8 protein-coding genes are annotated in these 14,178 nt (G+C 65.0%); 4 read left to right on the top strand and 4 right to left on the bottom strand.

The features are described from left to right. Positions 1–40 precede the first annotated feature (40 nt). Positions 41–2,494 carry a TonB-dependent receptor gene (locus ACODTW_RS07875; RefSeq protein WP_488945415.1) on the bottom strand — a complete coding sequence of 818 codons (2,454 nt, stop codon included), beginning with the start codon at positions 2,492–2,494 and terminating at the stop codon, positions 41–43. A 95-nt stretch (positions 2,495–2,589) separates the two neighbouring features. Further along, positions 2,590–5,595, bottom strand: a complete 3,006-nt coding sequence (gene pgmB / locus ACODTW_RS07870; protein ID WP_488945414.1) for a beta-phosphoglucomutase — start codon at positions 5,593–5,595, stop codon at positions 2,590–2,592. 224 nt (positions 5,596–5,819) lie between these two features. Here pgmB and ACODTW_RS07865 point away from each other — a divergent pair, with 224 nt between their 5' ends. The 3 genes from ACODTW_RS07865 (at position 5,820) to ACODTW_RS07855 (ending at position 10,769) form a co-directional block, all read left to right on the top strand. Next, positions 5,820–6,857, top strand: coding sequence for a substrate-binding domain-containing protein (locus ACODTW_RS07865; RefSeq protein ID WP_488945413.1), 1,038 nt, complete (start codon positions 5,820–5,822; stop codon positions 6,855–6,857). A gap of 162 nt (positions 6,858–7,019) precedes the next feature. Further along, positions 7,020–7,829: a response regulator gene (locus ACODTW_RS07860; protein ID WP_488945412.1), complete on the top strand. Its 810-nt coding sequence runs from the start codon at positions 7,020–7,022 to the stop codon at positions 7,827–7,829. Between the two features lie 27 nt (positions 7,830–7,856). After that, positions 7,857–10,769 (top strand): beta strand repeat-containing protein, encoded by a 2,913-nt coding sequence (locus ACODTW_RS07855; protein WP_488945411.1) that lies wholly within the window; start codon positions 7,857–7,859, stop codon positions 10,767–10,769. A gap of 68 nt (positions 10,770–10,837) precedes the next feature. Here ACODTW_RS07855 and ACODTW_RS07850 read toward each other — a convergent pair whose 3' ends face one another. Both ACODTW_RS07850 and ACODTW_RS07845 read right to left on the bottom strand, forming a co-directional pair. Then, a complete protein-coding gene (locus tag ACODTW_RS07850) occupies positions 10,838–12,034 on the bottom strand; it encodes a GGDEF domain-containing protein (protein ID WP_488945410.1) in 1,197 nt (398 codons plus the stop codon). A 121-nt stretch (positions 12,035–12,155) separates the two neighbouring features. Then, positions 12,156–12,896 carry a cyclic nucleotide-binding domain-containing protein gene (locus ACODTW_RS07845; RefSeq protein ID WP_488945409.1) on the bottom strand — a complete coding sequence of 247 codons (741 nt, stop codon included), beginning with the start codon at positions 12,894–12,896 and terminating at the stop codon, positions 12,156–12,158. Between the two features lie 252 nt (positions 12,897–13,148). Between ACODTW_RS07845 and ACODTW_RS07840 the strand changes: the two genes are divergently transcribed. Beyond that, positions 13,149–14,006, top strand: a complete 858-nt coding sequence (locus tag ACODTW_RS07840) for an MBL fold metallo-hydrolase (RefSeq protein WP_488945408.1) — start codon at positions 13,149–13,151, stop codon at positions 14,004–14,006. The last annotated feature ends 172 nt before the right edge of the window (positions 14,007–14,178 follow it).

Here is a 14,178-nt window from a genome sequence, read left to right as displayed (position 1 = left end):
CAATAATGAGACGGGGGAAGGTCGCGCCTTCCCCCAGACCTCAGAACTTCGTCGACACCGACATCTTCACTTCGCGCCCGAAGATGGGGCGGCCCATGAAGACGCCGCTGTCGGTGGCGCCACCGATGATGCGGGCATTGCCCTCCGTCAGGCCCAGCTCGTCCGTCAGGTTGGTGCCCGACAGCATCACCGTCACGTCATCGCCGATATCGGCGGAGATGCCGGCATCGATGGTGTTGTAGCTGGGCAGGCGCTGGGCGTTCTCCACATCGGCCCACCGCTTGCCAACATAGTTGTAGCTGGCGAACACACGCAGCTTGCCCCAATCCAGCGGCACGTCATAGGCGGGGGAGAAGCTGAACTGGAATTTCGGCTGACGCTGCACCTGATTGCCGGTATTGGCGCCGAAATCCTTGAACTTGCCCTTCTGGTAATTGCCGCGGAGCGCCAGGGTCAGGTTTTCCACCGGGCTGGCCTGCAATTCGAATTCGATACCATAGGCCTTGGACCCGGCGATGCGGGTGATCTGGGTCTGGCTGCCGTCGGGATTGATGATGAATTGCTGGAAGGGCAGGCCGTCGAAGGTGTTGTGGAAGAAGGTGACATAGGCGGCATAGTCGCGGGTGCGTGTCTTCAGACCAATTTCCTGCTGGTCGATCTGCTGCACCTGATCCTGGCCGTCGCGCAGATTGTCGAATTGCGGGAACTTGAAGCCGCTGTTCAGGCGGCCGAACACCGACAGGTCGGTGGTCAGGTAATAGTTCACGCCCGCCGTCCAGGAGGTTTCCGTCTTGGCGTAATCCAGCGTGCGGAAGCTGCCATTCAGGACCGAGGTCGCGTTGTTGGACAAGGTCAGCGGATTGCCGTCCAGATCCACCGTGGAGACATTCTCCAAGGTGGCATCCACCTTCTGCTTTTCGACGCGGCCGCCAATATCGATGCGCAGATCATCGGTGATGGCCCATTCGTCGGCAATGAAGCCGGCGATGTTCTGGCCGTTATAGCTGGCGTTCACGTCGAAGAAGGAGGTGCCGACAAAGCCGTTGCGCGTCACCTTGGCCCCATTGTTCAGGACCAGATTGATCAGTTTGGCATTGGGCGTGGCCGTCATCAGCACATTGTTGCCCAGGTACCAGACATCCTTGGACGAATAATCGGCGAAATAGGCGCCGATGGTGATGGTGTTGCCGTCAAAGATTTCGCGCGAGAAGCGGACATCGTCGGTGAAGCTTTCCAGATCTTTGTCCACCGACCACAGGCCGGCCGTGATCACCTGCATGTTCATGTCGGTGATGGCGGCCCCGCCATTGGCGAAGCTGGCGGACCCGGCCGTGGCGGCCTTGCCGGCAGCGGCGACGACGGCGGCGTTGCTGTTGGCGGACGAGATGCTGCTGGAAATGAAGCTGCCGAGTGTCTGCGGGTTGGCGCCCGTGAACAGGCCGCGCGTGTCGGCCTGACCCTTCAGATAGTTCAGCTTGTTGGACAGGGTCCAGTCGCCGAAGGTCAGGTCCAGCGTATTGCCGACCACGGCCGTCTTCACGCCGCGCCCATCGGCGAAATCGCGCCGGATGGTGCCGGGCGTGGCGCCGGGGGTGACCTCCAGCACGACATTGCGCAGCTCGTTGCCCAGGAAGGTGCCCGTGCCGGCGTCAAAGCCGGGGAATTCCTTGATGGTCTTGCCGTTGTTGGACGAGAGCAGCGGGATGGCCGTGTAGAAGGCGTTCTTGTCGTTGGTATAGCGGCCGTAGAAAGTGACCTCGCCATTTTCCAGCACCTTGGTCACATTGCCGCTGACCTGCCCGCCGCGATCGGCCGGGAATTCGGTGTCACGGATGCCGTCGGAGGTGCGGTAGAAGCCGCCGACGGAGAACAGCAGATCCTTGTCCAGCTTGCCCTGGTAATAGGTGTCGACGCGGTACAGCCCCTCATCCCCCACGGTCAGCTTCATGCTGCCTTCGGGGTCTTCCTTGCCCTTGCGCTGGATGAAGTTGATGGTGGCGCCGGGCTGGCCGTTGGAGAAGATGGGCGAGGGGCCGCCGCGCAGCACCTCCACCCGCTCCACCGTGTCATCCAGGCGGAACAGGGTGCTGTTTTCCAGGAAGGAAAGGGTGGGCGGCGGGAACAGGGGGGACCCGTCCAGCTGTACCGTGATGAAGGGCGCATCGCCGCCGCCGGGGAACCCGCGCACATCGATATTGGCGCCCGACGTGCCGCTGGAGCTTTCCACCCAGACGCCGGGGACGATCTTCAGCAGGTCGGCGGTGCTGGCGGGCTGCTGTTCCTCGATCTGCTGGGCCGTGGCCGTGGTGATGGAGAAGCTGGCATCCAGCTTCTTCATGCCGTCGGACCGGGCCACACCCGTCACGATGATTTCCTCCAGCAGCTCTCCACCGCTGGCGCCGGCGCCGGTGTCCTGGGCCTGGGCAAGGGCGGGCAGCAGCAAGGCGGCAAGGGCCGCACCGGTCAGCAGCTTCATCTGGAACATGGCTTTCATAGGGACCTCCCGTATGAGCATCGCCTTGGATGCTTCTTGTTGATGGGGCACGGATGGGTTGCCGGCCACCGCTTTTTGGGCAGCGATGGTCCGGGTCAGGGGCGGCGGATGAAGTTTTCCAGCCGGAAATCGCGGATATGGCCGATCACGGCGTCCGCACGGGTCAGGATGGCGGGATCGCCGATGCCAAGGGCCGGCATGCCGGCATCCTTGATGGCGTCGATCCCCGCCATGCTGTCTTCCACTCCCAGGCAGGCCGCGGGGGGGACGCCAAGGGCGGCCGCCACCGACAGGAAGATGTCGGGGGCGGGCTTGGGATTGGGAATGGCACCGGCATCGGCGACATGGTCGAACAGGTCGGCAATGCCCAGCCGTTCCAGCAGGAAGGGCGCGTTGCGGCTGGCCGACGCCAGGCCCAGCTTCAGCCCGGCGGCGCGGGCCGTGACCAGCAGGTCGCGCACCCCATCGAACAGGTCGGCCGGCGTGAAGCGGGCGATCAGGTCCTGGTAATAGCCATTCTTGCGGGTCGCGGCCGCCAGCTTCTCCGCGTCGGTCAGGACCTTGCCGGAACCGGCCAGGATGCGCTCCAGGCTGCCCATGCGGTCGATGCCCTTCAGCGCTTCGTTACGGTGCCGGTCGAAGGGCACGCCCAGTTCATCGGCCAGACGCTGCCAGGCCTGGTAATGGCCTTCCGCCGTGTTGGTCAGCACCCCGTCCAGATCGAAGATCAGGGCCTGGGCGGCGACGGGAAAGGGGCTGTGCGCCAGGGTGACGGGCGTGCCGGCCGCGAGCGTGACAGGGCGGCCCTGGTGATGGATGGTCAGGTCGGGGCCGGACAGCAAATGATAGGTGGTGCCGGCCGCATCCACGGCCACCCGCAACCGCCGGCCCTGCCAGCGGATGCCGAAGCTGTAGCCGGTCCAGCCCGGCGGCAGGGTGGGGGCGAAGCGGGCCACCCCGCCCTGCCAGCGCAGGCCACCGAAGCCCCAGGCAATGCCCAGCCAGCTTCCGGCCATGGCGGCCATATGCACGCCATGGCTGGCATTGCCATGCAGGTCATCCAGGTCGATGCGGGCCGTTTCGGTAAAGTAACGAATGGCCTTTTCCGTATCGCCCAGCTCGGCGGCCAGGATGGCGTGGGTGCTGGGCGACAGGGTGCTGTCGTGGACTGTTACGGATTCGTAATAATCAAGATTGCGCTGTTTCAGGCCGCGGTCGAAGCGGTCGCCAGTCAGCAGCATGGCCAGCACCACATCCGCCTGCTTGCACACCTGATGGCGGTAGATGGCCAGCGGATGGTAATGCAGCAGCAACGGGTATTTGTCGGCCGGCGTGTCGGCGAAGGGCCAGACGGGCTTGGACAGGAAATCATCATCCTGCGGGCTGATGCCCAGATCGGGGTCGGTGGGCAGGTACATGGCATCCGCCGCGCGGCGCCACAAAGCCACCTCCGCGTCGGTCAACCCGATGCGGGTGGACAGCGCCGACAGGGTGTCAGGCGCGGCCACCTTCATGCGGTCGTACAGGCCGGCGGCATGGGCCAGATGGGCGGCCGCCATGCTGTTGGTATAGAAATTATTGTTCACCAGGGCCGTGTATTCGTCCGGCCCCGTCACCTCGTGAATGGTGAAGGCGCCGCCCTTGCGGGGGTTGAAATGCCCGACCTGCGGCCAGATCCGGGCCGTTTCGAACAGCATTTCGGCGGCATGGTCGTAAAGGAAGCCGCTGTCGCCCGTCGCTTCCTCGTAAAGGCGGGCGGCGAAGGCGATGTCGGCATTGATATGGTACTGGGCCGAACCGCTGGGATAATGGGCCGAACATTCATCGCCGGCGATGGTACGCCAGGGGAACAGGGCGCCGGCAGCATGGCCCATGCCGCGCGCATGGGCGCGCGCCCGGTCCAGCCGGCCGATGCGGTATTCCAGCATGCGCCGCGCCAGTTCCGGCGCGGTGAAGGCCAGCACGGGCAGGATGAAGGTTTCCGTGTCCCAGAAATAATGGCCTTCATAGCCTTCGCCGGTCAGGCCCTTGGCGGCGATGCTGGTCGCCCCGTCGCGGCCCGTGGATTGGTACAGGTGGAACAGGTTGAAGCGGATGGCTTGTTGCAGGCCCGCATCGCCATCGATGGTGACATCGGCATCGGCCCAGAACCGGGCCAGATCGGCCGCCTGCTCGGCGGTGATGGCATCCCAGCCGGCGGTGCTGGCGGCGGCCAGGGTGGCACCGGCTTCGGCCAGCAGGCGATCTTCCACCCCCTCGTCATCCCGGTCGGCCCAGGCATAGGCAGCGAACTTCACCAGGGTGACGCTGGCGCCCGGCACCAGATCGGCATGGAAGGGCTGAACCAGACTGTCCAGCGTCAGGAAGGGCGCGTCGCCCGTCAGGCCCGGTCCGGTCCGATGGTCCTGGCGCAGCAGCGCCGTGCGGCGGCTATGGCGTGCCGTCTGCAGCACGGCCAGGGGGGCGCCGTCGCGGCTGACCGGGTGGCTGTCCACCCCGCCGCTGCCCAGCGCCACGCCGATGCGCGGATCATCGCCCTGACCTTCCGCCCGCCGGCCCCAGCGCAGGTCGGACAGCAGCGTGGCGGGGCCCGTATAGTCGATGGAATGCAGGGTCAGGCGCAGGGCCAGCAGGCCCGGCCGCTTGAAGCTGACCAGCCGTTCCGTCCGCAGTTCCACCTGTCCGCCCTTGCCGGTGCGGAAAGGCAGGGAGGTGCGGAAAATGCCCGTCGCCAGGTCCAACTCGCGCCGGAGCGTGGCGGGGTCGCTTGTGATGTCCAGCGTTTCCCCGTCCAGCACCACGCGCACATGCTTGCCATCGGCGACGGGCAGGCGGGTGTCGGTCGACAGGGCGAAACCGGTGAATTTCTCGTGATAATGGATCGGCGCCTGTTCGAAGAAGCCGGCCAGGAAGGCGCCGTCGCTGCTGCTGTCCACGCCGTCGATGCCGCCGCGCACGCCCAGTGCCCCGTTGGCCAGCGCAAACAGGCTTTCGTCACGGGCCGCATTTGCCGGATCGAAACCCGCCACGCGGATGGTCCAGCCATCCCCGGCATCGGCACGTAGCTCCCCTGCGCGGACGTGAGATCCCCTCTCGGCCACGGTATCCCTCCCGGATAAACGCTTGATCCCCGCCATGCCGGCGGTGGTTGGTCCTTAAGCTAACAAAAATGATATCGATGTCAAGATATCGATATCATTTTTCTGGCGACGCCGCTGCCATGGCTGCCGTCAATGGGGGTTATCTGTTGCTAACCCCTTGGAAAGTCGCGGCCAGCGTGCGATTGTCTGGTGGGATATAATTTCGGTTCACGGTTCATTACGCGATGCACAAGCCCGTCAGTGATCAGTCCAGCGTGCCCGACGCGAAGTCCGCCGCCGCTGCGCCGGGCCGGCTGACCATGGCCGATCTGGCCGAACTGGCGCAGGTGTCGAAGATCACCGTTTCGCGTGCCTTGCGGGACAGTCCGACCGTAAAAGCCGATACGCGCGCCCGCATCCAGGCGCTGGCCAAGGAGCATGGCTATAAGCTGAATCTGTCGGCGCGCAGCCTGCGGCTGCAACGATCCAACACAGTGGCCGTGGTGGTGGAGATGAAGCCCAGCGCCGACCGCCCCCTGTCCGAACCGTTCCCCATGGCGCTGATGGGCGGCATCTGCCAGGAACTGACCAGCATCGGCTATGCCGTGGTGCTGACCACCCGCGACGGGGTGGAAGCACCGGCCGTGCAGACGGCTGACGGCATCATCCTGCTGGGCCAGGGCAGCCATGACGAGGCGGCGGCGCAACTGGCCGGCGGCGACGTTCCCCTGGTCGTCTGGGGGGCGGAGGAGGATGGGCACGATTACGTGACCGTCGGGTCCGACAACCGCCAGGGTGGCGTGCTGGCGGCCGAACGGCTCCTGTCCATCGGCCGGCGCCGGGCCCTGTTCCTGGGCGACACCAGCCACGCCGAAATCCAGCAGCGCCATGATGGGTTCCGCCAGACGCTGGAAGCAGGCGGCGGTACCCTGGTGGGCGCCGTGGCCTGCCCCTTCACCATCCAGGCCGGGGCGGCGGCCATTGCCGGCTGGCTGGATGGCGGCGGCGCCGCCTTCGACGCCCTGTTCGCGGCCAGCGACCTGCAGGCCATCGGCGCCCTGCAGGTCTTGCAGGAACGGGGCATGCCGGTGCCGGATGCCGTATCTGTGATCGGCTATGATGACACGCCGCTGGGCGCCTGTCTGACCCCGCCGCTGACATCGGTGCATCAGGATTGGCAGGCCGGCGGTGAATTGCTGGCTTCCAAGATCCTGGCCTTGATCAACGGGCAGGACGCCCAGTCGGTCAGCCTGCCCGCCCGTCTGGTCGTGCGCGGAACTTAGTTTTTGTTCCCACAGGCGCCGGGCTGCGGCCAAATGTCATCTGACCCTTCGTATAAACTAACCCTTCGCATAAATTGGATATGCCTTCCGTGACGGTTAGGTTGGTCGTGGCTGTCAGGCATGTCGCCGGACATGTCGCCGCCTCGCCAGAAGAAGCCGTTCATGCAGACAGTCCGCCGATTCGCCCCTGTCGCCCGCCCTTCCGCCACCCGCCGGGTGCTGGTGGTGGACGACAATGAGATCAACCGCGCCATCGCGCGGGTGTTCCTGGAGGCGGAGGGCTTCCAGGTCCTGGAAGCGGAGAGTGGCCTGTCGGGCGCCCATCTGCAGGCGCAGGACCCCTGCGACATCGTCCTGATGGACATTGTCATGCCCGAGGTGGACGGGATCGCGACCGCCGGCATGATCCGTGCGGCGGAGGCCGCGTCCGGTCGCCCCCGCGTGCCGATTCTGGCGCTGACGGCCAGTGCTGCGACGGGTCTGCTGGACCGTTATGCCGATGTGGGCATGGATGCCTATCTGCCGCGCCCGTTCCAGCGGTCGGACCTGTTGCGGCTGGTCACCTACTGGTCGGCACCGCCATCGGGCAAGGTGGCCGATATGCCGGTCCTGAATGAACATATCCTGGCCGAACTCTCGGCGGCGCTGCCGGCGGACACGTTCCGCGCCCTGGTCGGGGATTTTGTGCGGTTCGGGCTTGAACAGGCGGCCAATCTGGAGAAGGCGGCCGGCGAGGGCCGGTACGAGGAGAGCCTGACCATGATCCATGACCTGGTGGGGACGGCCGGCAATATCGGCCTGCAGGCCCTGTCGGCGCAGGCCCGGGCGCTGCTGCGCCGTCTGCGGGCCGGCGGTGACGAGGTGCAGGGCGCCCTGGCGGAGGCACAGGCGCTGGCCCGTGCCGCCCAACAGGGATGGCATCTGGTTTGCAAGCGCTTTATTGACCGCCCGGAGGTCCGGGCGGCATCATAAGTTCGTTGCCGCCCGGAGTCCGTCCCCATGCCATCGCTGATCAAAGCCATCGACGCCGCACTTACCCAGGCGACCCCCTATGCCGACGAGTTGGAGCTGTTCCGCGATGTGCTGAATGCCGCCGGCCTGATCTGGGCGGGGGAGCGGACCACGGGGGGCAAGACGGACGTCGCCATGATGATCGATGACGTCCGCGACAGCTGGTCGGATTACCGCACCGTGGTGCAGAAGGATCTGGGCACCATGTTCCGGACCTTGAAATCGGGCGACATCCTGAGCTTTGTCTGGAAGGTGGGGGAAGAGACGCAGTCCCATACCGTCATCGTCTATTCCGTCGACAAGGCTGCCGGCATCATCACGGCCCTGGACAATGGCGGTGAAAGCGGCGCGCCGCGGCTTTTCGAATTGCCGACGGTCGATATTATCGGTTCCGTCCAGGTCCAGTCCTTCAACAACAGCGCCTCCGAGCGGCTGTATGGCGATCTGAAGGGCCGGATGGAGAATTACATCGATGGCGGGGACGGCAACGACACGATTGATGGCGGCCTGAGCAACGATACGCTGCTGGGTGGATCGGGCAATGACAGCCTGATCGGCGGCTATGGCGACGACAGCCTGGTCGGCGGTTTCGGCAACGACACCCTGATCGCCACGGCCGGCAATGATGTGCTGGTCGGCGGAACGGGGCTGGACCGGCTGGTGGGCGGCAGCGGCAAGGACCGGTTCGTGTTCGAGAAGGTCGCCGACACACGGCTGTCCACCGCCCTGACCTTCAATAGCATGGACATACTGGTTTCTGCCAATTTCGGCGGCGACGGCACGGCCACGGCCGATACGATCGAACTGCCCTTCACCGTCAACAGCGTCGTCGCCAAGGGCGTGACCAAGGCGGAGGGCATTTCCTTCTATGCCGCCATGAACTTCCTGTTCTCCAAAGGCCAAGCCCTTTATGAGACGCAGAAAGCCGGCCTGTTCAGCTATCAGGGCGAGGTCTATCTGCTCGTTTCCGGCCCCGCGCGCAGCAACAATCTGGGCGCCGATGATTTCATCATCCGGCTGCAAGGAATGTCAGGCCTGCTGGACAGCGGGGATTTTGGCTATTCCTATGTCGAAACGGACCAGGTGACGGGCCGGCGGGTGGTCAAGACCACCACCACGGTCTTCGACATGCAGACCGGCCAGGACGATATGCAGTTCCTGGGCACCACCAATTTCCGCGGCACGGGCAACGCGCTGGACAATTCCATCACCGGCGGGGCCGGCAACGACACGCTGGATGGCGGCGTCGGCGATGACAGTCTGGTCGGCGGGCTTGGCAACGACACCTATGTCATCGACAGCGACAAGGACGTCATCACCGAAAATGCGGGCGAGGGGACCGACAGCGTCAAGACCAGCCTGACCACCTATGTCCTGGCCGATGATCTGGAAAACCTGGAATTCACCACCACCAGCGCGTCCAGCGGCACGGGCAACACCGCCAACAATTCCATCACCGGCGGCACGGGTGACGATACGCTGACGGGACTGGCGGGCAATGACACGCTGGATGGCGGCCTGGGTGCTGACAGTCTGGTGGGTGGGGTCGGCAACGACACCTATATCGTGGACAATGCCAGCGACACGATCGTGGAGGTGGCCGGGGAAGGGACCGATACGGTCAAATCCAAACTGGGCGCCTTCACGCTGGCCAACAACCTGGAAAACCTTACCTTTGTCGGTGTCGGCGATTTCGCGGGCACGGGCAACGCCGTCGATAACTCCATCACGGGCGGGTCAGGCAACGACACACTGGACGGTGCGGCCGGCAATGACACGCTGGATGGCGGGGTTGGTGTCGACAGCCTGATCGGCGGGGCCGGGAACGACACCTATATCATCGCGCAGGGCGCCGACATCATCGTCGAGGCGGCGGGAGAGGGCACCGACACCGTCACCACGACCCTGGCGGCCTATACCCTGTCCAGCAATGTGGAAAATTTGACCTACACGGGCACGGCAGTTTTTGCCGGGACAGGCAGTGCTGACGACAATGCCATCACCGGTGCGGCCGGGGCGGACACGCTGAGCGGTCTGGACGGCAATGACACGCTGGATGGCGGGGCCGGCATTGACAGCCTGGTCGGCGGGCTGGGCAACGATGTCTATATCGTGGACAGCGCGTCGGACAAGGTGGTGGAACTGACGGGGGAGGGGACCGATACGGTCCGCACAGAACTGGCCAGCCTGACCCTGTCTGCCAATGTGGAAAACCTGACCTATACGGGAACAGCCGCCATCGCCGGTACCGGCAATGCGCTGGCCAATTCCATCACCGGCGGAACCGGCGCCGACACGCTGGATGGCGGGGCCGGTGCGGATACCCTGGTGGGCGGAACCGGCGACGACACCTATGTCGTCGATGATGCCGGCGACACGGTGACGGAATTGACCGGCGAAGGCACCGACACCGTCAGTACCTCGTTGGCAACCTTCACGCTGGGCGCCAATGTGGAAAACCTGACCCTTACCGCGACGGCCGGGGCGGCCGGTACCGGCAATGCCGATGCCAATGTCCTGACGGGCGGGGCCGGGGCCGATACGCTGGACGGTGCCGCCGGGGCGGACACGCTGACGGGCGGGGCCGGGGCCGACAATTTCACCGTCGCGGCAACCACCGACAGTGCCCTGGCCGCCCCCGACCAGATCACGGATTTCAGTGCCGCGGAGGGTGACAAGGTCGTCCTGACCGGTATTGATGCCAACACGGCCACGGCCGCCGACGATGCCTTCACCTTTGTCGGCAATGCGGCCTTCACCAATGTCGCCGGCGAACTGCGCTGGGAAGTGGTGGGGACCGCCATCCGCGTCCTGGGCGATGTCGATGGTGATGGTTCGGCCGATTTCGCCGTGCTGCTGGCCGCCACTGCCAGCATCACGGCGGCCGATTTCGTGCTTTGACGGCCGGGTCTCATGCCATCGGTCATAATTCATGACCGATGGTATGGCGGCGACTGCCGGAGCACCGCTCAGTCGCCGGCCTGCCGGGCGTGGCTTTCATGCCCGGGCAGGTCGGCGAATTCCACCCGGTTGCGGCCATTGCGCTTGGCCCGGTAAAGGGCATTGTCGGCCGCCTTCAGCAGGGTTGGCCAGTCTTGCCCGTGCGGTCCGAACCAGGCGACGCCGAAGCTGGCGGCCACCTGCACCGACCCGTTGGGCCCGGGTATGTCCAGGTTGGCGACGGCATGGCGCAGGCGTTCCAGGATGGGCGCCGCGGCCCCGCCATCCAGGCCTGTCAGCACCAGACAGAATTCCTCGCCCCCCAGCCGCGCCACGGCATCGCCGGGACGCAGCATCTGCCCGGCCAGTTGCACCACCCCGATCAGCGTGGCATCGCCAATGGCATGACCGTGGGTGTCGTTCAGATGCTTGAAATGGTCCAGGTCGAAGGTGGCGACCACCAGCCCGTGCCCTTCCCGCGCGGCGCGTGACGTTTCCTGTTCCAGATGAGTCTGCAGGGCACGGCGGTTCATGGCGCCGGTCAACGGGTCCGTCGCGGCCTGGCGAATCAGGCTTTCCTGCAGGCGGCCCACGATCATCCAGGCCAGGCCCAGGGCGTGGCAGGTCAGTACCAGCGTGGCGATGGCGATGGCCGGTCCCATGGTCCAGCCGGTCGCGTCATCGTCGAAACCCGTCATCGCCACATAGATCAGGCGCAGGACGCAGATCAGCGCCCATAACAGGTAAAGGCTGGCCACCGTGCGATAGGCCGTGCGTGCCTGCCCCCGTCCATGGCGCAGAAGCAGCCAGGCCGAAACCGCCGCCGGCCCCAGCTGGGCCCCCAGCATCAGCACCCGGAAGAAGCCCATCTTCACCTGGGCCGTCAGCAGGATGCCCATGGCGAGACAGACCAGGGCAAAAAACAGCGCGGCCCAGCCACCGATCCGCCCTTCCAGTTCCAGGAAGCGGTGATGGCCCAGCATGCCCAGTATGCCGCCAGCGAAGACGCACAGAAAGCCGACAACGCCAAGATAGGGGTTCGGCAGCGATATGACGCCGTACAGCCACAGGAAACCGATGGAACTGGCCGCCTGGCCCAGCAGCCAGTAGCCCAGCCCCCGCAGGTCGCGGTTGGCATGCCGGATGAAGCCCAGCATGACGGCCGTCACGCCCGTGATGATGGCGTTGGACAGGAAGCTGGTGGTCAGGTCGAGAGCGGGCAACATCGTAAGCGGTTCGCCGGGCTGACTTCTGGTCGCCTTCCCTTTGAAGGCGCCTCACCATGATTACACGGGTATTCTTGGCGCGTTAAGCGCGTCCGCTTCATCCAAAAGGTAGGGGTGGGGGCTAAAGGGTGCGTTCGATGCGACTGACATAGGTGTGGATCAACTGCCGGATCAGGGTCGGGGCCGCACGCATCAGCTCCTCGAACCGCTGGCGGTGGATGACCTCGCACACGGTCAGTTCGACCGCTGTCACCCCCGCCGCGCGGTTGGCATCGCGCAGCAACGCCATTTCGCCGAAGACCGACCCCGGCCCGATGCGCCCCAGCGGCAGCATCTGGTCATCGGGCGTCTCCTTCCAGATTTCCACCAGTCCGGTCTGGATCAGATAGGCGCAATGCGCTTCGTCCCCGCGACGGAAGATGATGCGACCCGGTGCGAAAGTGTCGCGGCGCAGCAGCTTGTGGGTGCGTTCGGACACGATGGGTTCATCGGCAAAGATCGGATCGCCCTGTTCCGTGGGAATGCCGTTGACGGCCCGCAGCGTGCGCACCAGTGAATGCAGCACGTACCGCACCAAGGGCGGGCTTTGCCGCAGTTGCCGGATGAACATCTCGCGGGAGACGATGACGCAGCGCACCGGTTCCATGGTGGCGATGCAGGCGGAGCGGGGGGCGTTGTCGATAAGCCCCATCTCTCCCGCGATGTCGCCCGGCCCCAGGACCGCCAGCCGGTGTTTCGCACCGTTGACGGCGCGGAAAACCTCCACACGGCCTGCCGTGATCAGAAAGGCATCGCCGGAACGATCCCCTTCCTTGATCAGTAATCGTCCCGGCGCGACATTGATCTCGTCCAATTCAGCCATCCCTGGCGCTGTGTGCGGATCGGAAGTCTGACAAGTGTCGGCTTCCCATGGAATGCGACATGCTGCATCCCGTGCTATGTCCTGTCCCTTGATAAAGGGGTCGGATTGCCGGATGCAAGCAGTCGCCATGCTGTTGCATGAAATTTCCTGCACGGGTGCCGGTAGCATGCTGTTGCGGTTTTCCAATCATTGACTGAAAGTGCCTTGTCGGGTCAGGGGCTGATCCAGGATATAGGGGCGGGTCCTTGGGCCATGGTGGATGATACTTTCTTTGTGCGGTTCTGGGGCGTCCGGGGCAGCATCGCGACCACCGGGGCCGACACCTTGCGCTATGGCGGCAACACCACCTGCCTGGAAATGCGCTGCGGCCCGCACCTGCTGATCTTCGATGCCGGCACCGGCATCCGGCTGCTGGGCGATGCGCTGGAGGCCGGCGGGGACCCGGTCACGGCCGACCTGTTCTTCACCCACACCCATATCGACCATGTGGTGGGCTTCCCCTTCTTCGGGCCCTTCCATGACAAGCGCAGCCGCATCAGCCTGTGGGAAGGCCATCTGGGCCCGCAGATGACGCTGGGCGGCGTGCTGGGCACGCTGATGGCGGCCCCGCTGTTCCCCGTGCCGCTGCGCGGGCTGGAACGGTGCATGGATTATCGCAAGTTCACGGCCGGGCAGGTGCTGGAACCGCGTCCCGGCCTGACCGTGCGCACCTGCCCGTTGAACCATCCCAACGGGGCCACGGGATACCGCGTCGATTATGCCGGACGCAGCATCTGCTTCATCACCGATACCGAGCATCCGGCCGACGGACGGGACGAGACCATTGCCGATCTGGTGCGCGGGGCGGACGTCATGATCTATGACAGCAGCTACAGCGACGCCGAATATGTGGACCATGTCGGCTGGGGCCATTCCACCTGGGAAGAGGCGCTGCGCCTGGCCGACCATGCCGGGGTCCGTATCCCCGTCATCTTCCACCATTGTCCGGAACGGACCGACGCCGACCTGGATGCCATCGCCGCCGCCGCACACGCCCGCAATCCCCGCGTCCTGGTGGCTCGGGAAGGACAGGTGATTACGCCCGATGGAGAGGAAGGCGTAGTACTTTGAATACTTATTGGTGCAAATTCTGGCCCGTTATCAATGTTCGGGAATGAAGGTCCGAGAGGTTGGACAGCTTTTCCTACATGGCAACTTTATTCGATCCCGATGGCGCGGAATGTTAATGGATAAATTGCTGGCCTGCCTGCGGTCGGGGGCTTACACCGTTTCTGGGTGTGGC

This window comes from Niveispirillum sp. FG148 (assembly GCF_057809655.1).
The sequence above is the reverse complement of the archived record's forward strand: the minus strand, read 5'-3'. Positions and strand labels throughout refer to the sequence as shown.

Excerpts from the sequence above, each read along its gene's own strand:
- ACODTW_RS07875 (WP_488945415.1), bottom strand. The coding sequence starts at position 2,494 with ATGAAAGCCATGTTCCAGATGAAGCTGCTGACCGGTGCGGCCCTTGCC.
- ACODTW_RS07865 (WP_488945413.1), top strand. The coding sequence starts at position 5,820 with ATGCACAAGCCCGTCAGTGATCAGTCCAGCGTGCCCGACGCGAAGTCC.
- ACODTW_RS07860 (WP_488945412.1), top strand. The coding sequence starts at position 7,020 with ATGCAGACAGTCCGCCGATTCGCCCCTGTCGCCCGCCCTTCCGCCACC.
- ACODTW_RS07855 (WP_488945411.1), top strand. The coding sequence starts at position 7,857 with ATGCCATCGCTGATCAAAGCCATCGACGCCGCACTTACCCAGGCGACC.
- ACODTW_RS07850 (WP_488945410.1), bottom strand. The coding sequence starts at position 12,034 with ATGTTGCCCGCTCTCGACCTGACCACCAGCTTCCTGTCCAACGCCATC.
- ACODTW_RS07845 (WP_488945409.1), bottom strand. The coding sequence starts at position 12,896 with ATGGCTGAATTGGACGAGATCAATGTCGCGCCGGGACGATTACTGATC.
- ACODTW_RS07840 (WP_488945408.1), top strand. The coding sequence starts at position 13,149 with ATGGTGGATGATACTTTCTTTGTGCGGTTCTGGGGCGTCCGGGGCAGC.